We start from the raw sequence: 25,000 nt of genomic DNA on the forward strand, positions 1-25,000 counted from the left end.
CCTCTGTTTCCAGAGGAAAGATAGTACATATTAATTTTTTGAGATTCTTTTTCTATTATTAAGAGTTTTTATATTAATAAAGATGACTTTATCATTTTCTCCAGATCTCTTTATTAATATTCAGCTTTCTATTTAATAGTAAAGAGTGCTTATATGTACTGAAATTAATTATAGAAAAAACAATCATTTGTGTTGTAAGCTTTGGCTTACATGATTGTGAGATATTGCCTACAATTGTTCAAATAATATACATGTTTTACAATGAATAATAAATTAAAATTATTGTATTTCAAATATTTGAGTAAAATCCCTGTTGAGTTGAGCTTTACACAAATAACAAAAAGTAACATCGACTTTAGGTAGATAATCTTAAAAGTCAAAAATATTATTTAAATAAAATGGATATGTTTTAAGAAAAATTTAACGTTTGATAAAATTTTTTATTTTAAAAATGGTTTTGTGATAAATAAAATTTATGTTTTTATGACTAAATTAATATATTGTTTAACTATAAAGTGGCAATTTTTTATTATCTTTGTGTTTTATAAAATCGTACTTATAACGTGTGATAAGCAATTACATGCATATGGATTAATCAAATAAAAAGCTTTTGCATAGTTTGAATTTTAAGCAGCGTAGAACTGGCTACGCTGGCTTTCGTGCTTTTAAAAGTATTAGTCTGAACGGGTCGCTAACCAATTACTTATTTCAGGCCAAACAAAACTAGGAGCTTGGCTACCTGAAACCACCCCCATATGGCCGCCTGGTACGGTTTTGAATGTTTTATCTTTACTACCAATTAAGGTCATAAGGGGTTTAACGGCATCGGCGGTCACAATAATGTCTGTATCGCCACCCACGGCTAACACTGAACAATCAATATCTTTTAGATGAGCTGTAAGTTCGCCAAACTTAACGACACCTGTTGATAGCTCATTATCAATCCAGAAACGTAAAATAATGTCACGCATAACGCCGCCTGGATAAGCCAGCATATTGTCTATAAATGAACTAGAGGTGGCGTGGTCAACAATAAATTCTCGGTTATCAAGATTTTTTAAAAGCTGCCAATAGGTTTTTAAATTGCCAATTGGGTCCGTTAATTTAAAACCGAGTGTGTTTTGCCAACCATGAATATGAAACACTTCACTTGGTACATGTTGGCGAATACGAAAAGGGGTGTGCTTACGAACCCACTGTGCAGGTTTGGTCAAGCTTCCATAAAGTTTACCCATATAACCCGCTTTATGGGTGTCGATAGGTGAAGCAAGAATAATCAAATTTTTAATATCTTTATCTTTAAATAACGCGGTATAGGAGAGTGAAAGAGCACCACCTAAACTCCAGCCATGTAAAGAGAGCTGTTGTTGTCCACTATGTATACGAACCTGTTTTAACATTTCAGGCATAAAGACTTTTATATAGGTGCCAAAATTGTATTTTGCCTGATGTCGGGTTGGTACGCCCCAGTCGATTAAATAGACATCAAAACCTTGAGCTAAAAAGTAACGTATAAGGCTGCGTGTAGGGAACAAATCGTAAATAAGCATGTTAACTGCTAATGGTGGAACGATGACTAACGGTACGCGGTGTTTAGCTATAGGAGCTTCAGCCTCATTTTTATAGTGACGTAAACTCATAATTTCATGCTTATACATCACATCAAAAGGTGTTTTTCCTGACAAGGCAATTTGAGGACCTCTAAAAAACAGATCTGATGCATTGGTCAGCATGTGAGGTATTTTCTGACCAGCACGCTTTTTAAGTGACGTTTTAATCGACTTCACTTGTGGAACATTCTGTCGAACTTTAAGCAATAAACTCATTGAATATAAAACCTGTAAATATTTTGCCCAGAGCAAATAACGAGCTGGTCTTCGAGGAATATTAACGGGAATAGCAGATGAGTTCAGTGACTTAAAAGACAGGATTTTCTGTTTAAGGTATCAAACCCTAAATATCTTTAAATTTTGAATTATTTTGTTTAAGTATTTGATATTAATCGTCAAATAAGAATTTATGAACAATTATGTATAAAATATTTAAAAAATTAAGCTATTTTTAAGAATAGTAAAAAATGTATTGCTAGGGTAATTTTGTAAAGTTTATTTGTGTTTTTTTTACATATGAAAAAATAAAATATAATTATTTTACAATCGATTAGAAATGTAATTAGAAAGTAGTATATATGGAATTTGTTTTTAATGGTTTTTATACACTAATTTCGGCGGTCATCGTTTTATTGTTGGGCCGCTTTCTTGTTAATCGGATTGATTTTTTAAAACGTTACAATATCCCTGAACCTGTAGCCGGTGGTTTGGTTGCTGCGGTAGTTTCTTTGCTTGTCCACAGTTTATGGGGGTACAGCATTGTTTTTAGTAGTGAATTACAAACTAGCTTTATGCTCGTGTTCTTTGCTTCAATTGGTTTAAGTGCCAATTTTATGAAGCTTAAAGAAGGTGGTAGTGCGTTAGTCATCTTCTTAATTTGTGTAGCCTCATTTATTGTTGTGCAAAATGCTGTTGGTATGAGCCTTGCGACATTATTGGGTCTAGACCCACTTATTGGTTTAATTGCAGGTTCAATTACTTTAACTGGTGGTCATGGTACAGCAGGTGCGTGGGGTGAAATCTTAGAAAGTCAGCATGGTATTCAAGGTGCTTTAGCCCTAGGTATGGCGAGTGCGACTTTTGGTTTGATTATTGGCGGTGTGATTGGTGGCCCTTTAGCCAAATTACTTATTAACCGTTATAGTCTTGCTCAACCAAAAACTAATGCGGAAATTCACCATCGCGATACGCATCTTGAACAAAATTCAGATGATCTCGCGCCGTTTGAAAACCCGCATCAAGTTCGTTTAATTACTGCCGATAATGCAATTACCACACTCGGTATGTTTGCAGCGTGTTTAGCGTTTGCTGAATTTATGACGGGCTTTAGTAAGGGAACATGGTTTGAGTTACCAACTTTCGTTTGGGCACTTGGTGGCGGCGTAATCTTAAGAAATATTTTAGAAAGCGTATTGAAAATTGATATTTTCGACCGCGCGATTGATGTGTTTGGTAATGCATCTTTATCACTTTATTTAGCAATGGCATTGCTTTCATTAAAGCTTTGGCAACTTGCCGACCTAGCTGGCCCGCTTGTAGTTATTTTAGGTGCTCAAACACTCACCATGGCTTTATATGCTGCATTTGTGACTTTCCGCGTCATGGGGAAAAACTACGATGCGGCAGTATTAGCAGCAGGTCACTGTGGTTTCGGTATGGGGGCTACACCAACTGCCGTTGCAAATATGCAAGCCATTACCAATATGTATGGTCCATCGCATAAGGCGTTTTTGATTGTTCCACTTTGTGGCGCATTCTTTGTCGACTTAATTAATGCGACGGTCATTCAGCTCATGTTGAAATTTATTGCTTAATTAAAAAAAGCCCGGTAGGGCTTTTTTTATGGGTGTTTGTTTATGAATATTTCTTTCCCTGTATAGGCTCAATTTTTATTTCCCGATGATTTAAGCCATTTTATTTTTAGGATGCTTTTTCTCAAAACTAGTAATCGCCCTTACACCAAGTTTCACATAGAATAAATTGCAGATAAATAAAATGAGAAATGTATGAGCTCAGAAGCACATTCAATAAGCTTAGTTGCTCCAGTAGTGTTATTGGCAGCTGCTGTCATTGCAGTCCCTATTTTTAAACGCATTGGTTTGGGTTCAGTATTAGGTTATTTAATCGCAGGACTGATTATTGGCCCATTTGGTTTTGCATTTTTTCAAGATTCCACAGCAATTTTACATATTGCCGAGTTGGGAATAGTGATGTACCTCTTTGTGATTGGTTTAGAAATGCAACCATCACATTTGTGGAGCCTTAGACGAGAAATTTTTGGTCTTGGTACGTTGCAGATCATTATTTGTGCGTTAGCTTTGACTGGCGTAGGGCTATTGTTTGGTTTCACATGGCAAGTCGCTTTTATTGGCGCGGCAGGGTTTGTACTAACCTCGACTGCGATTGTGATGCAGTTATTGGGCGATCGGGGTGACTTGACTCAACCACGTGGGCAAAAAATTGTAGCCATCTTACTTTTTGAAGATTTATTAATTGTGCCACTACTGGCTATTGTTGCTTTTATGGCACCAAATCATGTAGTCGAAAGCACATCTGTACGTCTGGAAAACATTGGAATTGGTTTACTGGCAATTGCAGGTCTCATTGCGGCAGGCTATTGGTTACTTAATCCGTTATTTAGACTCTTGGCCGCTGCTAAAGCGCGAGAAGTCATGACGGCCGCAGCTTTACTGGTTGTGTTGGGTGCGGCATTGCTCATGCAAGTCAGTGGTTTGACTATGGCAATGGGAGCTTTCTTGGCGGGTGTACTTTTATCTGAATCAACGTTTAGACATCAAATTGAAGCCGATATTGAGCCATTCCGAGGAATTTTACTGGGTCTCTTTTTCCTCGGTGTTGGTATGTCACTGGACTTATCAGTGGTTGCTCAAAACTGGCAACTCATTGTAAGTGGCGTAGTGGCCCTGATGTTTGTTAAAGCGCTCATGATTTATATTGTCGCTCGAGTAACCAAAAGTCCTCATACAGAAGCATTAGACCGCGCTTTACTGATGGCTCAAGGGGGAGAGTTTGCCTTTGTACTTTTCTCTGCTGCATTAAGTGCCCAAGTTATTGATAATACTGTCAAATCTAACTTAACTGCGATTGTTGTACTTTCAATGGTATTGACTCCAATTGTCGGTATTATTTTTAAACGATTTACTCAAGCTAAAGCAAAGGTTTCATTGGAAGACATCAATATTGCTGATGGACTAAGCGGTAGTGTTTTAATGATTGGCTTCGGGCGCTTTGGACAGGTTACCAGTCAATTACTGTTGGCAAGAGGCGTAGATGTCACCATTATTGATAATAATACCGACATGATTCGAAACGCTGAAAAGTTTGGTTTTAAAATTTATTATGGGGATGGCTGTCGCCTAGATATTTTACATGCTTCCGGTGCTGCAACAGCACAGGCGATTGTGGTGTGTGTAGATAGTAAGGAAACGACTAATCGAATTGTTGAATTGGTTACTCACGAATTTCCTTTGGCAAAATTATTAGTCCGTTCATATGACCGTGAGCATTCACTGCATTTAGTCAAACAAAAAGTAGACTTTATGATCCGTGAAACGTTTGAATCTGCGATTAAGTTTGGTGGAGTGATTTTACAAGAACTTGGTGTAGATGAAGACGAAGTAGAAAGAATTACCGAGGAAATACGTGATCTTGATAATGAACGCTTTGAGACTGAAATCGCAGCAGATGACGTAAATGCAGGAGTAGGTATGCAATATACCCATACTTATCATCCAAGACCAACTGCACCATTGATTCGACCAAAGCGGGAAGGACGTATTCTAAATAAAGATAATGCCTCAGAGAATGAGGGAACTGATTAGTTACAATGCTCAGTAATGGCTTTAAAAGAACTTTTACTGAGCTTTTCTATAGGAGGAAGTACCTAACAACGAAGTCCTCCATTTACCAATTAAACCGTCTTACTTTAGTAAGTTAAATGGCTAATCATATTAAGTTAACCTAGAGATGCTCTAAGGCTGTGCCTTTAACAGGATTTCTGCGCCAGTAGTAAGGCTGTAAAAATCTAAGGAAAAGTTTCCAAGGTGTTATCCATGCGATGCGACGGTTAGCTTTTTTATTTTGAATAATTTGTTTTGCTAAATACGCACAAACAACTTCAGGTGGGTCAATTACAAAGAAGAATAAGCGTTTCATCTTTTTCCAGTTTTGTATATTGCCATGGGTCCAAGATGAAACTAACAAGTCGGTTGCTACCATACCCGGGCTGAGAGTACCGGTTAAGATAGGAGTCGACTTAGTCTCTTTATAAAGCGCTTTACTAAAATAACTTACCGCCCGTTTAGTTGTCGCGTAGGCAGTCATTCCAGCACTCCATTCGCCATTGCTTCCCCAACCTTCCATGTTAAAGATTTGGCCATAACCTTGTTTAAGCATGCCTTTTAGAGCTACTTGCGAACCGAGCATTGTGCCTAAAATATTAGTCGATATGGTTGTTTTCAATTCATCTGGTTGAAGGTCAATGAACTCTTTTGTAGGGTGGCAGCTACCCGCATTATTAATCCATACATTAACTTGCCCAAAATGCTGAATTGCTCGATCCCACAGTGTTTGTACATCAGCAATTTGTGTCACATTGCAGCATAAACCAATAAATTTCTCTTTATTGAAATGAGTTTCTAAATGGGATAGGGCATGGTTAAGATGCTCAACATTTCGTCCCGCTATTACAACGGAACAACCAAGATCTAAAAAAGCATGGGCAAGTGCTAAACCAATACCCTTTGTACTTCCAGTGATGACTACACAACCAACTTCACAGTTAGATAAACTCATTGAAATCTCTATAAATTTTTAAAACTCAAAGCTATTGAGCAATTTTTCATAAATGAGCGGTTTGCTCTTTTAATAAAAGCAGATAAATAATCGATAAACTTATCATCGAAATATTCATTACGATAGGGTTATAAGGTGAAATAAGTGTAGATGGTATTAAAAAACCAATTAACAGCAGTAAACCCAATAATCCTAAAATACTTAAATAATGAATATATTTGTGAGGAGAAAAAAGAAATAATAAACCAAAAATTACTTCAGCTATACCACTGCCACGACCTGCAAGTTTTGCATAATCAAAAGAAAGTCCTATCGTTTGCCAGACAAAAATTTCATCAGAATTAATAAAAATGATTTTAGGAACGACGCCTTGATAAATCCATAAGAAAGCGAGGACAAAGTTTATAAATTTTAACGCTTTAGCATTACCCATTGAGACTCTCTAAAAGTTCAAAATTCTATTTTCATCATGGTAACTATTATGTTTCGATTTAAATTTTTCTTCAATAAAAATGAAATTTGGTCTGTTTTTAATCATTTTTTGATTGTTATTTTTTAAGAATATTATTTGTATAGAATACGACTAATCTATTTGGATTTTTTTATGAAAACATAGGAGAAGTGCTCCTATGTTTCTAAATTTATGGTTCACTCACTAATCTTGATATATTTTTTAAAATTATATTTCTTAGAAATTCTTTATAACATTCATCTGTGTTTTTATTTGAATGTTGAACTAAATATCCATTAAGTTGGGTAATTATAATAATAGCTCTTTCTTTATATTCTTCTGAAGATATTTCACTATGAATGGGAAGTATAATTTTATATATCAGTTCGAAATTATACTTTTGTATCATTGACAAAAAATCGTAAACATAGGGGAGATGATCTGAAATAGAAAACACTTCTTTAAATGTATGAGTAATGATCGGTTGTTCTATTTCATACATTATATTGGTGATAATATTCATAAACCGATGTAAAGGAGGTTCATTCACATTTAAATTAATTAAAATTTCAATCCGCTGTATGTAGTCACAAATTAATTTATTAAGTAAAGCTTTTAATAAAAGATCTTTGTTTTTAAAATAATGCTGTAGGGTACTTAAACTAATATTAGATTGGGTGGCAACTCCTCGCATACTAAAACCAGAATAACCTTTCGTAAGAAAAACTATTTCAGCATTTTTTAAGATTTGCTTTATTCTTTCTTGCCCTTTTAGAGTAGTAAAGGACTTCTTTATTTGCATAGTATCAAAGGTATCAATTTTGATCATTATCCAGCCTGTAAGTACTATTTAAAAAAGGCATTCTAAACCATGAAATTAGAAAAATATAAATAAAATATTTAAATTCTATTAAACTAAATATAGGTCATATGACCTATATTTTTCTAATTTAGGTCAGGCGACCCAATCTAAAATTAAAAAATAGGTCGAGCGACTTAATTCCTTTTCTTTAGAAATAGTTTAAATAGGTCATTTGACCTATTTAAATAAGAATAAACAGTGTTCAATTTTACACAGTCTATAAATGATTGTATTTGAATAAATATTGACTAATTTTTATTTAAATAATGATATTTGTTTTTTTTGATTTTTAGTCATTTTTATAAAGTAGGGGTGGGTATTTAATCTTGTTTTTTAATGGTCTTTAGAAAAAGAATTTTAAATAAGTAAACATAGTCTTTTTGTAATGTATGTATACAAGTTAAATAATTGTTATTAAATTGTGAAAAGAATCACACAATAGTAAAAGATAGTTTGTTTTATATATAAAACAAATTAGCCGTATTTTATTTATCAAGTTTGATTCATTTTGTTCTACAAATCTAATCATTATATATGTAGGTTATGAATATGAAAAACATTCAGAAATCACTTCTTGCAGCATTAATAGTTGCTGGTTATGCGGTAAATACTCAAGCAGCTGTTACTGGACAGGTTGACGTTAAATTAAATATCTCGACAGGCTGTACTGTAGGTGGTAGTCAAACTGAAGGAAATATGAACAAGTTTGGTACTTTAGATTTTGGTAAAACTTCCGGTACTTGGAACAACGTATTAACGGCTGAAGTTGCTTCAGCTGCAACAGGTGGCAATATTTCTGTAACTTGTGACGGCACAGATCCAGTTGATTTTACAGTCGCAATTGATGGTGGTGAACGTACAGACCGTACTTTAAAAAATACTGCTTCTGCTGATGTAGTTGCATATAACGTTTACCGTGATGCTGCACGTACAAACCTCTATGTTGTGAACCAACCACAACAGTTCACTACAGTGAGTGGACAAGCTACAGCGGTGCCAATTTTCGGTGCAATTGCACCAAATACAGGTACAGCAAAAGCACAAGGTGATTATAAAGATACTCTATTAGTCACTGTAAATTTCTAAATATAAAAAGAAATAATTAATTGAGTGACAGGTTTACTCAGAGACGAGTGAACCTGTTTTAAATGGAGGGAAGATGATATTCAATCGCGGTTCAGCATTTATATTTTCATATTTTTTAATTACTTCATTAAATGCGGGTGAAATTGGAGCTAAATTAACGAGTCAAATTGAATTATTACCTTCTTGTTCTATCAATAATAAAGTTGTAGAAAATAATACAGCAAATTTAAATTTTGGATCTGTAGATTTTGGAGAAGCTACAACTACTTTTAATGGAGTGTTGGAAGCAAGTTTAATAAATAACGGAAATTCCGGCTTACAAATACAATGTGCTGGTATTTCAAATGTAAAAATAATATTTGGATCTGGAAATAATGATAGTAAAGTTCCTGTTTCATTCTCACAAAATTATTATCATGCATTAAGTAATGGTAAAGATTTTATCGCTTATAATTTACTCTATGGTTTAAATAAACAAGTCATTAGAGCAAATGATGTTTTTATACTTAATGATATGAATACTAAAAAGAATATCGATATTTTTGGTCAAGCTGTACATGATGGTAGTGGTATATCTAAGGGTGAATATAAAGATATAGTGCCAATTACAATTGAGTTTTAAGAAAATGAAATTTTTTTATTTTAAGGCAGTGTTGTTGCTATCTATTAGTCAACTTATATATGCAGCTGATCCTCAATTAAATTCGAGTTTTAAAGTTCAAGCTAAAATTGAAAATGGTTGTTCGATAGATAATATCGAACAAAAGATTGATTTTGGTCAATATTCGGCTTTATCAAAAGATAAAGTGGTTGCTAGTATTATAAATAGTAAAAGTTCTTGGAATATACGCTGTACAGAAAGTTTACCTGTAAGTATTTCTATAGATGGTGGTGAAAATCTACAAAATAATATAAGGCGAATGAGAAATAGCTCATCTTCTAATTATTTGCCTTACAAATTATATAATTCGAGTAGTTTGTCTGGTGAATATGTAATTGGTAATAAATATTTATTGCCTGCTACAACACCTACAAACCGTCTAGCAAATTTTGAAATATATGGTGTCGTTGATTTAGAAAATAATAATGAATCACATGCGGCTGGAATTTATAAAGATACTGTTTCAATAATGATTACATGGTGATTTGTATGAACAATTCTGCATTTATTAAAAATGGCATTTTAAAATCTTTTTTATTTGCAAGTACATTATCACTTGTTACACCTGTGATGGCGCAAGCAACCTTCTTAATTTGGCCAATTTATCCAAAAATAGAAGCCAATGAAAAAGCAACCGCGGTTTGGCTCCAAAATACTGGCAAGACCGATGCGATGGTGCAAATTCGGGTGTTTAAATGGAGCCAAAATGGTTTAAAAGATGACTATAGCGAGCAATCAGAAATTATACCTAGCCCGCCTGTAGCTAAAATTAAAGCAGGCGAGAAGCATATGCTTCGTTTAACCAAAAGTTCCAATTTGCCAGATGGTAAAGAGCAGTCATATCGTTTGATTGTAGATGAGTTACCGATTCGCCTTTCTGATGGAAACGAACAAGATGCTTCTAAAGTAAGTTTCCAAATGCGTTATTCAATTCCGTTGTTTGCCTATGGAAAAGGTATAGGCAGTGGCTTAACTGAAGAGAGCCAAAAAGCGAATGCAAAAAATCCTTTAGCCAAACCTGTTTTACAGTGGTCAGTCCGCAACAATGACAAAGGCCAGTCTGAGCTATATTTAAAAAATAATGGACAGAAATTTGCTCGTCTTTCTGCGCTTAAAACATCAAAAACTGGTCATGATATTTCTTTAGGAAAAGCTGCTTTCGGCTATGTGTTATCGAATAGTACTGTGAAGTTTACCATTGATAAGTCGACTGCAAATGAGTTGTCAAAAACCTCTAAAATTTATGGTGTTGATAGCTCTGGCATAAAACAAGAGTTGATCGAAATCAGCAAAATGGAGGATCCAACATGATCCTTCGGCATAATAATTTATGCAAAAGTATTTTGCTAATTTTGTTGTCGGGTGGTTGCTTAAATATTGCTCTTGCTGGAGATTTACCTCCACCACCAAAAAATATTAATGAGATTAATCAACTTTTTAAATTGTATCTGGATTTAGTCGTAAACCAATATTCAATTCAGCAAGTCGTACCTGTTATTGTTAAAAATGATGAGTACTTTATACAAAAGAAGAAGTTGATTGATGAGTTGGAAATTCAAATCCCTCAAGAGTTATTGGCCAACAACCAGACTACTTTAACCAATCAAGATGTTTTAACTTTAGGATTTAGTGGCGATGCGAGTGACTGGATATCTTTAGATAAATTAAAAGATGTGAGCTATGAGTATCAATCATCAAATCAATATTTTAAGCTTAATTTTCCACCCGCTTGGATGCCGACCCAAGTTTTAGGTAAAGACTCATGGTATAAGCCTGTCGTTGCTCAGTCGGGTATAGGGCTGCTCAATAACTATGATTTTTATACTTATAGACCACATCAGGGTGGTTCAACCAGCAGTTTATTTACAGAGCAGCGCTTTTTCTCACCGCTCGGTGTAATTAAAAACTCTGGCGTCTATGTTAAAAATCAATTTAAAAATGAAAGTAATGCCGAGTCTTTAGACAATGACGGCTATCGTCGTTATGACACCTCTTGGCAATTCGATAATCAAAAGAACGCTACATCTTTTGTGCTTGGTGACATTATTACGGGTAGTAAAACGACTTGGGGAAGTTCTGTTCGTCTGGGTGGTTTTCAGGTACAAAGAAACTATTCAACCCGACCAGATTTAATTACCTATCCATTGCCGCAGTTTATTGGGCAAGCAGCGTTACCCAGCACAGTCGATTTAATTATTAACGGGCAAAAGACCAGCTCAACAGAAGTACAGTCTGGGCCGTTTATTTTAAATAATGTTCCTTTTATTAACGGTAAAGGGGAAGCCGTAGTGGTCACGACCGATGCAGTCGGACGTCAGGTCACAACAGCAGTCCCGTTTTATATTTCTAATACTTTGCTAAAGCCCGGCTTATTTGACTACTCATTGTCTTTAGGGAAAATTCGTGAAGACTACGGACTTAAGAATTTTTCTTATGGAAAATTTGCAAGTGCAGCCGATGCCCGTTATGGGGTAAATGACTGGTTTACGGTAGAAGGGCGTACCGAGCTTTCTTCAGACTTACAGCTATTGGGTGCAGGTTCGGTACTCAAACTTGCAAACTTAGGTGTACTGAGTGCTTCTTTTAGCCAAAGTAAAGCCGATAAATCTATGTCTGAAGATCGGACGAAAGACTTGGAAGGGAAACAATATACGGTTGGGTACAGCTATAACCGTAATCGGTTTGGTTTTAGTATTAACCATAACCAGCGTGATGATGAATATACCGACCTTTCACGGCTGCAATATAGCAACTTAATTTCGGTCAATAGCAATAAAAGCCTAACGGCCAATACTTACTTTGCCACTAAAAACTCAGGCACCTTTGGTGTTGGTTATATCAATACTAAAGCAAATGACTTTAAAAACCGCTTCTTAAACTTGTCATGGGCACCTGTTTTACCGACTTATATGAATGGCGTGACTGTTTCTTTAAGTGCTAACCGTGATTTTATCGAAAAAGAGTGGAGTGCTGCATTTCAACTTTCGATACCACTGTTCCAACGAAACGCAACTGTAAACTCGGGTTATGCATTTAATAAACAAGGCGATACCGGCTACATTAACTTTAACCGTTCAGTGCCATCCGAAGGTGGTTTCGGTGTCGATTTAACCCGAAGTTATAATGAAAATAGTGAAGATTTAAATCAGGCACGAGTCAATTACCGCAACGGTTATATCAATACCGACTTTGGTATGTCTGGAAACCATGACTATAACTATTGGTTTGGTCTATCTGGATCTCTCATTTATATGGCAGGAGAAGTATTTGCTTCAAACCGTTTAGGTGATTCTTTTGCATTGATTGATACTAACCAAGTGCCGGATGTTTTGGTCAGATACGAAAACAGCCTAATTGGCCGTAGCAATAAAAAAGGCCATATTTTTGTGCCATCCGTTACACCTTACTATTCGGGTAAATACAGCGTCGACCCAATCGACTTACCTTCAAACTTCACCATCACACAAGTTGAACAACGAATAGCGGCTAAACGCGGTTCGGGCGTTGTGATTAAGTTCCCAGTTCATCAGTCTATTGCTGCTAACGTTCATTTAACTCAAGCAGACGGTAAACCGATGCCTGTAGGTTCTGTCGTGCATAGAGCTGACCAAGAGTCGTCTTATGTGGGAATGGATGGCATTGTCTATTTAGAAAATTTAAAACCGAACAATACCGTAACGGTTCAGCGTTCGGACCAAAGTATTTGTAAAGCAGATTTTTCTGTAGATGTAGAGCAAGCCAAACAACAAATTGTGGTGGTTAAGCCTGTTACGTGTCATGAGGTATCTTTACCATGAATATAAAAACAAAAAAATTACTTAGCCATTTATTTATATTTTCTGGACTAATGCTAGCTGGAAATTTGGCTCATGCTGCATGTAATGTGAGTGCTTCTGGTTCATCTTCTATTTCGGTTCCGTCTATCTATTTAACAGAAAACGGTGAAAACTCTTCACAGTTTAATTCAGGTTTGTCATGCACGGGTTTTAGCTTGGCTTTGGCGAACATGACTTATTTAAAATATCGGGTTGAGCAAATGTCGAATTCATTTACCAATGCTCAAACCGGAGAAAAGCTCAATGCTGTTATTTTAGACAGTAACAATGAAATCATAAGTTTAGGCCAAGAAAAAGACATGAGTAGCTTTACGCTGGTCAATCTTTTTAGCGGACCAGATGGTAATTTACCCTTTTACATACGACTTCCGGCTGGGCAAAGCGTATCACCTGGTGTTTATCAGGCTGATTCACCTTTAAAAGTAAAATGGTTTTATTCGGTACCGGGTGTTGCTATTGCTGGCATCGGGATCTTTTTTGAAAGCCCGGGGTTTAAACGTGGGGTATTAGGTATTGGTTTTAACTGGGGAACTGGCGCGGACTCCCTTGGTTCACTCTCAATTACTGTACTTCCAGACTGCCGAATTTTAGCTCAAGACGTAAACTTTGGTACGGCGGCGTTTGCTTCCAAGCTTGAACCTGTTCAGTCGTCTATGGGAATACGTTGCTCGGTAAATACACCATATTATGTCAGTTTAAATAATGGACTTTCCCCTCAAAACGGTAACCAGCGTGCCATGAAGTCACAAACGGGAAATACGTATTTAAAATACGATATTTTTAAAAATTCATCGAATGACCGATGGGGCAGTGGTAACGAACGTTGGTCGAGTTTAAACGCAACGGTTAATCCGGGCGTGCATAACGGAGTAACCCAGCAGAGTTATGTGTTTACCACAAAAATTGTTGATGAAAATGCAGACACTGTACCAGCGGGAACTTATCAAGATACGGTTACGGTACAAGTCGAGTTTTAAAAGTTGTGTTATATGAAAGATAAAAGCTCAGTTCATGGGCTTTTTGTCTTTAAATCAAGTCATTAGTTTTAAAAATTTACTCAAGCTCTAATTGGTCATCATCTTTAGTAATTTTAATCTTTATCTTTTTATATTTCCGTTTATTTGGATCGAGCGCCGAGTTCATTACTTCATCCGCAAAAGGTGGGCACTGCATCAGTTTGGCATAAGCTCTATAGCCGATGCGTATACGAGTAGGTGGGCAATCGGTTCTTTTTGAATAGTATTCAATGAGAGAGTTCAGTTCTTGTAATAAAGTTTGCTGGTCCATCATACATACTTAACAATTAGATAACTCAAGCATAATAGACTTAAGCGCTTAGTGGAATATGTATTTAAAATATCCAATTTGCTTAATTTGTGATCTAGTTCTCTAAAAACACTATTTTGTGTATCAAGTTTGTTTTTATATATAAGGTTGGTGTTTTTTTAACCGAATTGTCATAATGAAAAGCTAAGTTAAGCCTATAACAAGAAAAGATGAAGATTGTTGCGAACAATAAAAGCAAGAAGCAATTTTCAAGTAAAGCTGGTCTGTTGTAATTAAGCTAATTCGAAAGAATTGGCTTTTTTGTTTTAATACATTCTATTTAAAGAGTTTTTTTGGAAATATTATTTTTAATAAAAATTGCTAGTTGAGAATATACAAGTTCCCGTGAAAGTTTTTAGTTATCAAGTCATCAATATTGATCATGAACAGCAGTTATTGCTGGCTTTTATTTGCTATGAAGATCAGCCGATTATGACTTCTGTTTACTACCGCCATATAGATGGAACGTCAATTCAATACAACGGAGATATACTTTTTGAAGTAACCAGCCTTCAAGAAGAACCACTGATTACACCTGATAATTTTTCAATGAATGTACCAAATACTTTTCGCTGGGCTGCTTATCACAATAATCAAAAAGTTTTAGATATTTCAGCTCAAGTCGACACTCCATATTGTTTTGGATTGGCTGCTGGTTTTGTTTCTTCCTATGCGTGGCAAGGTGAATTCTATGATCAGCCATTAGTGGGAAGGGGGTATTTCGAATATATAGATCGCCGATAAATTTTATTATTTAAGAAAGTAAGGTGAACACTGCATAATTAAATGCAGTGTTGGTACTTCATGGGTATTTTAGATTTCAGAACTTTCTTTATATTTCACTCAACGTATCTTTAACAATTTTAAAGGCTGGAGACATTAACCGACGACTTGTATAGAACAAATAAAAAGGCGGTAAGGTGACTGCGTGTTGTTCCAATAAACTGACCAACTTTTTATCTTCTAAAGCTGGTTTAACTAAAAAATATGGCAAATAAGCTATAGCACAACCATCGAGTACAGCATCAAACATTTCATCTAAACTGGTCATAACCAGTTGAACAGGGCCTCTAAAAAATACACTTTTATTTTTATCTTTAAATTCCCACGCCATTAGAGAGTTATCGGTTAAAAGTCGTATATAGATGCCTTTGTGTTTTTTAAGGTCATCTATAGATTTCGGTGTTCCATACTTGTCTAAATATTCAGGTGAGGCAACTAAGCGAAAAGGAATTTCTTTACTAATCGGAACTGCAATTAAATCTTTTTCGACCAAGTTTCCGACACGTACTCCGGCGTCATATCCTTCTTTTGCTATATCAATTCGTCTGTTTTCAGAAGTCAGTTCCAAAGATATATCGGGATACTGTTTTACAAGCTTTTTAAGCTTTGGCCATAAATAATATTTAATGGTAAATGCATCGGCAGAAATACGTACATGACCACTGGGTAGGTCTTTCATAGAGCTAATTTGTTCTACGCCTAAGTCAATATTTTCAATGTTTTGACCGACGAGCTCAATAAGCCGCGAGCCTGCTTCTGTAAGGGTGAGGCTACGGGTAGAACGGTTTAATAATTTTATACCTAACTGTGCTTCAAGATTATTAATACTCTGGCTTACAGCAGACTGGGTAACGCCCATATATGCGGCGGCTTTTGTAAAATTTTTAGTTTTTACTACTTCAGAAAATGTTTTTAAATCATTCAGATTAATTTTCATGATTCATAAGTTTTGCTAATAGCTACGATCGAATTATAGCATCTAATCACGCTAATCATTGCTTGTTAATATGCCTTTAACAAAGTTCAACACAGATGAGTTGATTATTGCAGGTGATAAGGTCGGTGGGTTTGGTTCATATCGAGATAGTTTGGAAATTTATGGACGAGCACGTTCAGAAAATAAAGAGCTTGTGATTGTAGAAGGTTAGTCTCTCTACGACTTATATGAAAAACCTGAACCTGTCGCACAAGCAAAGATCATCCCATTTTTTCAAAAAAATATCTGAGTTAAGCTTATAAAGGAGCTAACAATGAATACTGTTAAATTTCAAAATTCGAATAGCCAAGATATTACCATGGCAGCAAATATTCACTATCCATCAAACTTTGATGAAACACAAAAGTATGCAGCTATTGTTGTGACTCATCCGGGCGGTGGAGTGAAAGAGCAGACCGCAGGCTTATATGCATCAAAACTAGCTGAACAAGGTTTTATTGCGATTGCATTTGATGCGTCTTATCAAGGTGAAAGTACAGGTTTATCTCGTCAGTTAGAAAACCCTTACATCCGTACCGAAGACATTAGTGCAGTGATTGATTATCTAACAACCTTGAACTATGTCGACCACAACCGTATTGGTGCAATGGGTATTTGTGCGGGCGGTGGTTATACCGCAAATGCAGCAATCAATGATCGCCGTATTAAAGCAGTAGGTACGGTAAGCGCCGTCAATATTGGTTCAATGTTTAGAAATGGTTGGGAAAACACGGTTAAAGATGCAGATGCCTTGCCATACATTCAAGCAGGTTCAGATGCACGCACAGCCGAGGCAACGAGTGGAAATATTGCAACCATTCCGCTTGCACCTTTAAAAGAAGAAGATGCACCGAATGAAGAGCTTCGTCAGGCATGGGAATACTATCATACGCCAAGAGCCGCTCACCCTAACTCACCGAGTTTTGCCACAGCGCGTAGCTTGACTCAGCTTATTACTTACGATGCGTACAATAAAGCCGAAGCTTTCTTAACTCAACCGTTGGTTGCGATTGCCGGAAGTGTGGCAGGAAGTAAGTGGATGAGTGAAGATTTAATTCAACGTGCTGCAAGTCAGGACAAAACCTTACATATTGTTGAAGGTGCAAACCATATGGAATTATATGATATTCCTCAATATGTAAATGAAGCGTCAAACGTACTTGCTGATTTCTTTAAAATGAAATTATAAGGCAATCAAAATGTAGAGAACAAAAGCCCTCTTAAGCAGGGCTTTTGTCTTATTTACTTTTGATGGGTTAAGTTTTTAAAAATATGCCGCAAAAGTTTGCGCGACAATTTTGCCATTGCGAACAATGATTGTATCGGTTGCTAATTTTGCATTTGATGCGCGCCAACGAATATAAGCAACTTCACCACAAATGGTTTTTTCATCAATTTCAATATCTCGTGTACCTTCTGGGAAGTAATCACGATAAACTGAAATAAATGTCTCATGAATTTGAGAAGTTCCACGGACTATTTCTCCTGTTCCATTAATGATAATGGCATCAGCAGCATAATCTTGAAGAGTTAAATCTACATCACCTAATCGAAACGCAGTTAAGTGTCTTTCCAGAACATTTAGTGTCTCGATAGATTGTTGATTTTCTGTTTTTGGATTATTTAAACTCATCATTTTGATTACTCCTATATTGCTTAATTGACAATCGTAGATGACGATTTATGAAGTTATTATTGGTTTCTCTAAGCAATATTTGTAGATAGTGAAGAGTTGAAACATTTTCTACTATTCATTGAAAATCTATGAGTAAAAATGATTTTTAGTTGAAAGTGTTTTTACTTTCCAAGCTTATGAGCTGATAATTGCTCATTAATTTTTAGCTGTTCAAATTTCGATACGATAAAGTCAATAAAACAGCGTGTCTTGGCCGGCATATGCTTTTTACTTGAAAAATAAAGATTAGTTTCGCCTAGATCTGCATACCACTCGGGTAAGATCCGAATTAAAGTTCCATTTTCTATATAACTTTTAGCATGTGCAGTAGAGATTGCTGCAATTCCCATTCCTAAAACTGCACCTTGATGTAAAGCACTTGGATCATCCGCAATTAGTTTTTCATTAAGATTTAGATAAGCTTCCCCCTGATCGGGTCCTATAAATTTGTATTCATGCAGCTTACCAGTTTGGGGAGACCTCATTATGATTCCATCCCAGTTAGATATATCTTCTGGATGACTAGGTAAAATTTTATTTTTTAAAAAATTTGGTGAAGCGACAATAATCATGTGAAGAGGAGAGAGTGATCTTTTAATAATTCCCTGACCTAATTTAAATCCACTTCCGATCGCGGCATCAAAGTTATCAGTAATTAAGTTCACTTGTTTATTAGATAAATGCCATTCGAGCTTAATATCCGGATATTTATTCATAAAGTCTGGCATGAGTGGAAGTATATATTCGACACCAAAGCCCGCACTTAAGCTAATTTTTAAAGTTCCTTTAGGGTGACTTGAGTCTGTATTAAATTCTGAAATGGTGGTTTGAATATTATTTAAATTATCGCGGATGCTTGTAAAAAAATGCTCGCCAGCTTCGGTCAAGGTAAGATTTCTTGTACTTCTATGAAAGAGTCGCACTCCTAAATTTTGTTCGAGCTGTGCCACATTTCTAGAGACAGCAGCAGGAGTTAAGGCTAAGTGTCGTGCGGCTGCTGAAAAACTACCATGTTCAGCACTTCTTATAAATGATTCCAGATTAGACAAGGTTTCCATATTTTATTTTCAATTTTTAATTGAAAATGATTATAGCAAACGCAGGCTACTTAACAATTAACCCCGATTTTATAGTTTAGATAGTTAAATAAACGGGTCATCTAAAATGTTAAATAAACTATCACTTACGGGAAAAGTTGCACTTGTAACTGGAGGGGCCAGAAGTATAGGTGCTGAAATTGTTAAAAAGTTAGCTTCTCACGGGGCTACAGTTGCATTTACTTATCATACCTCTCAAAAGCAAGCTGAAGAGCTAGTTAAAGAAATTGAATTTTATGGAGGTCATGGTTTAGCAGTACAAGCAGACGCCGGCAATCCTGAAATGGTTATTCAAGCTGTGGCTGAAGTTGCAAGAAGATTTAATCGGATTGACATATTGGTAAATAACGCAGGTATCAGTCATTTAGGCAGTTTAGAAGCTGTAACTATTGCTGACTTTGAAAGAATAATAGCCGTAAATGTTACAGGGGTGTTTTTGACGACTCGCGAGAGTTTAAAGCATATGAGAAAAGGCGGAAGAATCATAAATATCGGAAGTACCATGGTGAATTATTCAGGATTTAGTGGAGCATCAATTTATATTCTCACCAAAGGAGCTATTACTGGTTTTTCTAAGGGACTGGTGCGCGAACTTGGTTCTAAAGGCATAACAATTAACACGATTCATCCTGGCCCTATCAATAGTGATATGAACCCGTCAGACGGTCCAATAGCAAATTTACTGCTACCGAATATTGCTGTAGGGCGATATGGTGAAGGAATAGATATTGCAAATTCTGTTCTATTTTTAGCAAGCGAAGACGCCAGTTATATCAGCGGGGCAGAATTAAGCGTTGATGGTGGATTTATTGCCTAGTAGTTTTATAAATCAAAATTAACAATAAAATTTAATTGTTTATCCTTAGTTTTTAAGATTTTATTGTTTTAGGTTAGAAACTTTTCTTTCCATTATTTAGTTTTGGTTTCTGAAATCTCTCTAAATTTTCTTGGGCTATAACCAAATGTTTGAATAAAAGATCTGGTGAAAGCTGCGGGTGAAGAATAACCAACTAAATCAGAAATTTGTGAAATACTTTTATTCGTTTCAAGTAAATACTGATTAGCTAACTTCATTCGCCAATGCTTGAGATAATTAATCGGAGTAGTACCGACCAATTCTATGAAACTTTTTGAAAATTTTGATTTAGATTGATTAGTTTCTTTGGCAAGAGTTTCTACGGTCCACTCTTTAGCAGGGTTAGAATGCATTAAGAATAACGCCTTGCTAATAGTAGGATTCTGCAAAGCTGATATCCAACTTTTATGATTTAGTGTTTCTTTGTTTAGCCAGAATCTTATTGACCATACCAACAGCAAATCGATAACACTTGAAAGCATAACTTGACTACCTAAAGATGGCTGATCAAGTTCTAATTTTATTGCAGCTACTGTCATGGGTATCCATTCTGCAACTTTACCATTTTGGTGTGAGGGAACTAATATGTAATTGGGCAATCCTTCAGCAATTGTTTGACCATATACGCCGTCTAATTGAAAAACACATGTAATACCAACGGGTTCTACAGCTTTATCTTCTATAATTTCGATAGAATGCTTAAACCTCGATGGAATAACAATAACATCTCCCTCATGTACGGTTTCATTTAGTTTTTGTTCGTTACTTTTTATTTTAAAGCTACCACCTTGAAATATATGAATATACGAATAATTATTATCCAGAAAAACAATATTTTTATTTTTATAATTTTCAACTTGATAAATTTTTCCCGATATTTTTGCATTCTTATAAATATCAAAAAATATATCAGTTAATTTATTTACCTCATGCTCATTTTCCATCTCACTACATCTCATCAAAAAAAATGTTTCTGCAAAAAAATATGCTGTTTTGGTAATTGTGGAAAGTAGTTTTATAACAAATAATCATTTTACAAAGTTTTGTAGTTTGATATTTGATCAAATTATTAAACCATTATGTATGAATATTCTTAATTTAATTTATTAAATTCAATACTATAGTTTAAGGTGGAGTACGTTATGAGTAATAAACCAACAATTATATTAGTACATGGTTTTTGGGGAGGTGCAGCCCATTGGAGTAAAGTTATTATTGAACTTTCTCATAGAGGCTTTACCTCATTACAAGCAGTTGAATTGCCTTTAACCTCACTCGCTGATGATGTAGAACGGACTAAAAAAATGATAGCGCAGGTTGATGGAGATGTAATTTTAGTTGGGCACTCTTATGGAGGTGCGGTTATTACTGAAGCCGGTAATCTTCCAAACGTTATTGGTCTTGTCTATATTGCAGCATTTGCTCCTGATACAAATGAAAGCCCAGGTGAGATTACGCAAAAGCATCTGCCAGTAGCTGCACCTAATTTATCGCCAGATAGTGATGGTTATCTATGGCTTAAAGCAGATAAATTTCATGAAAGTTTCTGCCAAGATTTAACAGAAGATGAAGGGTTAGTTATGGGTATAACCCAAAAGGCTCCGTTAGCAAGTACCTTTGGTGACACGATTTCATCACCCGCTTGGAAAACTAAACCTTCTTGGTATCAGATTTCTACCCAAGATCGAATGATTAGTCCAGAAAATCAAGCATTTATGTCTTCTAGATTAAATGCAAAAAAAGTCATTTCTTTAGATGCGAGTCATGCTTCTTTAGCTTCCAAGCCAGTTGAAGTTGCGGATTTAATAGAGGAAGCTGTTTCTTTCTTTAATTAAAGTTATTTAACGAGTTAAACAAATTAAGAAGTTAAGAAAATAATAATTTTTTTAACTTCTATTTCATTATAGGTATGAATTCAACTTGTCTAGATGGCCTATGGCTGAATTGATGCCATAACATAGACCAGTTTTCACAAATCATTTCATAAAAATCGTCAATAGCAATGTGTCTTATTGCTAATGAAAATTTAATCATAATCTTTTTGAATTCACTCCTTATAAACACCACTTAACAATAACCAACTCATTATTTATCCTTACTTTTTAATGCTCTAATTTAAAGCATATGTCATTTCATATGCTTGACTGTAATAGGGTTGAGCACTATCCTTTGCCTGCTGGCCACATTGCCAGTCAGCTTTTGACAGAGCTGGTACAAAAGGCGCACAACAACGTATTATTTCGTTTTGTTCGTTCTCCTAAGTCACGCCTTTATGGTGAGGCTAGGAGGGGCACGCTTGCGTGCGCTGGTTTCCTTTTGTACCAGTCTGTCAACCCTTCTAGTCTTGCCACCATTATTTGACAGTAATCGGTAAGACTCTTTTAAATCAAAAGGAGTCCGCACATGCGTACTAATTCTTCTTTATTGGCTTTCGCCAAATTCTCTCTGCCCATACCGCTTAAAAAGTCTATAAAACGGTTCAATCGACTCTAGGTTTTCTACGCCTTAAAAAATCGTTACGACGCAAAATCATAGCAACAATAAACCTGAGATAGGCGAGCACACCATTATTGTGCGGCTTTTGCATGTCTGTATTTAGCACTCAATTTAAGAGTGACGGCATTTCTATCTCTTTTATATACAACAAAAAATTACTTTAATTGGTAAAACTATGCCACGTTATTTAGAAACGCCTTCCAAAAAATTACACATTATTCGAACGGCTATACGTCTATTTACAACCTATGGATTTCATACCGCAGGCGTAGACCTGATTGCCAAAGAGTCCAACATTCCGAAAGCTACGCTTTACAATTACTTTCGCTCAAAAGCAGGCCTCATTGAAATATGTCTTTTACTTCAAAAAGACACACTCATGGAAAAAGTAAGAGAGGTGATAGAAACAACCCAATATTCCACGTTAACCGATAAACTCAGACAAATTTATCTTTTACATGCCGACTTAAATAGCGCTTATTACCTACTGTTTAAAGCAATTTTTGAAACTAAATCACTTTATCCTTATGCTTACCAAAGTGCCGTGCGTTATAGGCGTTGGCTAAAAAATGAGATTTTCTGCCTCATGGTAGAAACTAAGAAAATGACTTCTTATGCAGAAGCAGAGATTTTGGTATTTATGATAGATGGGGCAATTTTAGGGCTTTTGACCTCAGACAGAGTTGAAGAACAAACCAAGTTGTTAGATTACTTTTTGGTGAGGGTTAATTAAATTTATTCATCTAAAGAATTACTATTTAGAATGAATAAACTTATTTTGTTATGCTGGGCGTAAAGTTGCACTGGAATGTTTTTGCGTTGAAGAGAGCGTAATTTTATTTAAGCTAAATATTCTTTTAGATTTAGTATCTTAAAAGCTCCTTGAAGAAAAGGAGCTTTTTAGTTCTTTTTGTTTTATTTAATAAAATAATTCATCCATATGGTCACTAATTTTTTCTTGAAGAAATGAGATTAGTTTGGCACATTGCTCATAAGTATTATTTTCGGCAAGCGTTATAGCACAGTAAAACGATAAACCTTAGAGTATAACTATGAAGCTTAAAGAATTAGCAGGTTGTGAGGAGTGCGATACCGTCTATCGTAGAGTCCCGCTTGCTTACGGAAAAAGAGCTTATTGTGTCTGCTGTGGGGCGGAACTTTATCGGCATACCAAACCGTTTACCACGTTGTTAGCTTTAATTTTAACGGCCTTAATTGTATTTGTGATTGCCAATAGCTTTCCGATTGTAAAAATTGAGTTGCAAGGCAATATATCCGAAACCACTTTACTTGGTGCCGTATGGGTGATGTTTCATTATGATCGGGCCTTCGTTGGTGTTCTCATTTTAATCACTACGTTTATAGTGCCGCTTTCATATTTATTATTAATGGCTTATGTCCTTGGTACGGTGAGTGTATTAAAAAGACGCCCCAAGTTTTTAGTCGGTGCCTTACGTACACTTTATTTTATGAGAGTATGGGGAATGGTTGAGGTGTTCCTAATTGGAATTTTGGTCACTCTCGTAAAGTTAATGGGTATGGTGCTGGTTATTCCCGAAATTGCCTTGTGGGCATTTGCGGTCTTAAGCCTATTAATGGTTTATATTACATCCATAAAAGTCAGTGACATATGGAACGAAATTGATAGGTCACAATTATGAAAACAATAAAAAATGTGACTACAGCGAAAACCGAAAATACCGATACTGTTCTAAAGCAATATCCAAGAGCCAAAGATCTTTCACTTATATTGTGTCACTGCTGCGGGTTATTAAACTCATCAAAAGTAGATAAAACGGTCGCTGGTAAAAAACATCAAGTTTTACGCTGTGTGAGATGTCACAGTGTGCTGCACCAACGTAAACCGGGAAGTTTAAACCGTACCTTTGCTTTAGTGGTTGCTGCAACTATTCTTTATATACCGGCAAATGTGCTACCCATGACGGTGACTGACTCTCTTTTAGGAAGTCAGCAAGATACCATTATGAGTGGCGTGATTTACTTTTGGCAAAATGGAGACTATTTGGTGTCGGTGGTCATTTTTATGGCCAGTATTTTTATTCCGATGCTTAAGCTATTTATTTTGTATTTCCTGTTATTGGTTGTATATATACAGTCATCGGCAGCTTGGAAATTTGCGCCTGAGCAATGTATTAAACTTTATCGAATTGTAGAATTTGTCGGGCGTTGGTCTATGATTGACGTGTTTGTGGTCGCTTTATTGACTGCTCTCATTCAAATTCAATCGCTTGCCACTATTTTAGCAGGGCCGGGTTCTATCGCCTTTGGTGCAGTTGTGGTTTTGACCATGTTTGCATCTTTAAGTTTTGACCCACGTATTATTTGGGATAATTTTTATGCATCTCAAAATACAAATAAACCCAATCAGTTTTCCTCGGAAAAAACCACAATTATTCAGGCAGAGCACTCGTCCTTGAATAATGATTCCATTAATCCCAGTCAATAAAAG

23 protein-coding genes and 2 pseudogenes are annotated in these 25,000 nt (G+C 35.7%); 16 read left to right on the plus strand and 9 right to left on the minus strand.

Annotation, left to right across the window (positions count from 1 at the left end):
- Window positions 1–674 precede the first annotated feature (674 nt).
- Entirely contained in the window at window positions 675–1,826 is a 1,152-nt protein-coding gene (locus J678_RS05330) for an alpha/beta fold hydrolase (protein ID WP_017393776.1), read from the minus strand.
- Between the two features lie 362 nt (window positions 1,827–2,188).
- Between J678_RS05330 and gltS the strand changes: the two genes are divergently transcribed.
- Window positions 2,189–3,424, plus strand: a complete 1,236-nt coding sequence (gltS, locus tag J678_RS05335) for a sodium/glutamate symporter (protein ID WP_004886339.1) — start codon at window positions 2,189–2,191, stop codon at window positions 3,422–3,424.
- Window positions 3,425–3,616: 192 nt separating this feature from the next.
- The gene (locus J678_RS05340; protein WP_017393775.1) at window positions 3,617–5,452 is read left to right on the plus strand and encodes a monovalent cation:proton antiporter-2 (CPA2) family protein; all 1,836 of its coding nucleotides are present in this window, start codon (window positions 3,617–3,619) and stop codon (window positions 5,450–5,452) included.
- A 139-nt stretch (window positions 5,453–5,591) separates the two neighbouring features.
- Here J678_RS05340 and J678_RS05345 read toward each other — a convergent pair whose 3' ends face one another.
- The 3 genes from J678_RS05345 to J678_RS05355 form a co-directional block, all read right to left on the minus strand.
- Window positions 5,592–6,425, minus strand: coding sequence for an SDR family NAD(P)-dependent oxidoreductase (locus J678_RS05345; protein WP_017393774.1), 834 nt, complete (start codon window positions 6,423–6,425; stop codon window positions 5,592–5,594).
- 46 nt (window positions 6,426–6,471) lie between these two features.
- Entirely contained in the window at window positions 6,472–6,858 is a 387-nt protein-coding gene (locus J678_RS05350) for a DoxX-like family protein (RefSeq protein ID WP_002049193.1), read from the minus strand.
- A gap of 208 nt (window positions 6,859–7,066) precedes the next feature.
- Complete coding sequence (locus tag J678_RS05355) at window positions 7,067–7,705, minus strand: TetR/AcrR family transcriptional regulator (protein ID WP_002049333.1); 639 nt, start codon at window positions 7,703–7,705, stop codon at window positions 7,067–7,069.
- Between the two features lie 582 nt (window positions 7,706–8,287).
- Here J678_RS05355 and csuAB point away from each other — a divergent pair.
- The 6 genes from csuAB (at window position 8,288) to csuE (ending at window position 14,298) form a co-directional block, all read left to right on the plus strand.
- Window positions 8,288–8,824: a Csu fimbrial major subunit CsuAB gene (csuAB, locus tag J678_RS05360; RefSeq protein WP_002049140.1), complete on the plus strand. Its 537-nt coding sequence runs from the start codon at window positions 8,288–8,290 to the stop codon at window positions 8,822–8,824.
- A 73-nt stretch (window positions 8,825–8,897) separates the two neighbouring features.
- On the plus strand, window positions 8,898–9,446 hold the full coding sequence (locus J678_RS05365; RefSeq protein ID WP_017393532.1) for a spore coat protein U domain-containing protein: 549 nt from the start codon (window positions 8,898–8,900) through the stop codon (window positions 9,444–9,446).
- 4 nt (window positions 9,447–9,450) lie between these two features.
- Window positions 9,451–9,969: a spore coat U domain-containing protein gene (locus J678_RS05370; RefSeq protein ID WP_017393533.1), complete on the plus strand. Its 519-nt coding sequence runs from the start codon at window positions 9,451–9,453 to the stop codon at window positions 9,967–9,969.
- On the plus strand, window positions 9,963–10,796 hold the full coding sequence (csuC, locus tag J678_RS05375; RefSeq protein WP_151676620.1) for a Csu fimbrial biogenesis chaperone CsuC: 834 nt from the start codon (window positions 9,963–9,965) through the stop codon (window positions 10,794–10,796). The genes J678_RS05370 and csuC overlap by 7 nt, the downstream gene beginning before the upstream one ends.
- Window positions 10,793–13,282, plus strand: a complete 2,490-nt coding sequence (csuD, locus tag J678_RS05380) for a Csu fimbrial usher CsuD (protein WP_017393535.1) — start codon at window positions 10,793–10,795, stop codon at window positions 13,280–13,282. Before csuC ends, csuD begins: the two co-directional genes overlap by 4 nt.
- Entirely contained in the window at window positions 13,279–14,298 is a 1,020-nt protein-coding gene (gene csuE / locus J678_RS05385; protein ID WP_017393536.1) for a Csu fimbrial tip adhesin CsuE, read from the plus strand. Before csuD ends, csuE begins: the two co-directional genes overlap by 4 nt.
- 76 nt (window positions 14,299–14,374) lie before the next feature.
- Here the strand turns inward: csuE and J678_RS23740 are convergent, their stop codons facing one another.
- The gene (locus tag J678_RS23740; protein ID WP_002049282.1) at window positions 14,375–14,608 is read right to left on the minus strand and encodes a hypothetical protein; all 234 of its coding nucleotides are present in this window, start codon (window positions 14,606–14,608) and stop codon (window positions 14,375–14,377) included.
- A gap of 354 nt (window positions 14,609–14,962) precedes the next feature.
- On the opposite strand from J678_RS23740, the pseudogene J678_RS05395 reads away from it, so the two are divergent.
- Window positions 14,963–15,391: pseudogene (locus J678_RS05395) on the plus strand (DUF6670 family protein); the annotation flags it as partial.
- A gap of 88 nt (window positions 15,392–15,479) precedes the next feature.
- Here the strand turns inward: J678_RS05395 and J678_RS05400 are convergent.
- Complete coding sequence (locus tag J678_RS05400) at window positions 15,480–16,367, minus strand: LysR family transcriptional regulator (protein ID WP_006580578.1); 888 nt, start codon at window positions 16,365–16,367, stop codon at window positions 15,480–15,482.
- 100 nt (window positions 16,368–16,467) lie between these two features.
- Between J678_RS05400 and J678_RS23805 the strand changes: the two are divergent.
- Together J678_RS23805 and J678_RS05405 are read left to right on the plus strand one after the other, a co-directional pair.
- A pseudogene (locus J678_RS23805) lies at window positions 16,468–16,656 on the plus strand (alpha/beta hydrolase); the annotation flags it as partial.
- Between the two features lie 24 nt (window positions 16,657–16,680).
- The gene (locus J678_RS05405) at window positions 16,681–17,595 is read left to right on the plus strand and encodes an alpha/beta hydrolase (protein WP_017393539.1); all 915 of its coding nucleotides are present in this window, start codon (window positions 16,681–16,683) and stop codon (window positions 17,593–17,595) included.
- Window positions 17,596–17,670: 75 nt separating this feature from the next.
- Here J678_RS05405 and J678_RS05410 read toward each other — a convergent pair whose 3' ends face one another.
- Window positions 17,671–18,042, minus strand: a complete 372-nt coding sequence (locus J678_RS05410) for a nuclear transport factor 2 family protein (RefSeq protein ID WP_017393540.1) — start codon at window positions 18,040–18,042, stop codon at window positions 17,671–17,673.
- Window positions 18,043–18,203: 161 nt separating this feature from the next.
- Window positions 18,204–19,139, minus strand: a complete 936-nt coding sequence (locus J678_RS05415; protein ID WP_004886364.1) for a LysR family transcriptional regulator — start codon at window positions 19,137–19,139, stop codon at window positions 18,204–18,206.
- Window positions 19,140–19,245: 106 nt separating this feature from the next.
- Here J678_RS05415 and J678_RS05420 point away from each other — a divergent pair, with 106 nt between their 5' ends.
- On the plus strand, window positions 19,246–19,995 hold the full coding sequence (locus J678_RS05420) for a 3-oxoacyl-ACP reductase family protein (RefSeq protein ID WP_017393541.1): 750 nt from the start codon (window positions 19,246–19,248) through the stop codon (window positions 19,993–19,995).
- 92 nt (window positions 19,996–20,087) lie between these two features.
- Here the strand turns inward: J678_RS05420 and J678_RS05425 are convergent, their stop codons facing one another.
- Entirely contained in the window at window positions 20,088–20,978 is an 891-nt protein-coding gene (locus tag J678_RS05425; protein ID WP_017393542.1) for an AraC family transcriptional regulator, read from the minus strand.
- A 198-nt stretch (window positions 20,979–21,176) separates the two neighbouring features.
- Here J678_RS05425 and J678_RS05430 point away from each other — a divergent pair, with 198 nt between their 5' ends.
- The 4 genes from J678_RS05430 to J678_RS05445 all read left to right on the plus strand — a co-directional run bounded on the left by J678_RS05430 (window position 21,177) and on the right by J678_RS05445 (window position 24,997).
- Complete coding sequence (locus J678_RS05430; RefSeq protein ID WP_002049135.1) at window positions 21,177–21,869, plus strand: alpha/beta hydrolase; 693 nt, start codon at window positions 21,177–21,179, stop codon at window positions 21,867–21,869.
- 836 nt (window positions 21,870–22,705) lie between these two features.
- Complete coding sequence (locus J678_RS05435) at window positions 22,706–23,263, plus strand: TetR/AcrR family transcriptional regulator (protein WP_017393543.1); 558 nt, start codon at window positions 22,706–22,708, stop codon at window positions 23,261–23,263.
- Between the two features lie 319 nt (window positions 23,264–23,582).
- Window positions 23,583–24,191, plus strand: a complete 609-nt coding sequence (locus tag J678_RS05440; protein ID WP_017393544.1) for a paraquat-inducible protein A — start codon at window positions 23,583–23,585, stop codon at window positions 24,189–24,191.
- A complete protein-coding gene (locus J678_RS05445) occupies window positions 24,188–24,997 on the plus strand; it encodes a paraquat-inducible protein A (protein ID WP_017393545.1) in 810 nt (269 codons plus the stop codon). The genes J678_RS05440 and J678_RS05445 overlap by 4 nt, the downstream gene beginning before the upstream one ends.
- Window positions 24,998–25,000 lie beyond the last annotated feature (3 nt).

It is taken from the genome of Acinetobacter sp. 1424608 (assembly GCF_000588255.1).
Lineage (GTDB): Bacteria > Pseudomonadota > Gammaproteobacteria > Pseudomonadales > Moraxellaceae > Acinetobacter > Acinetobacter nosocomialis.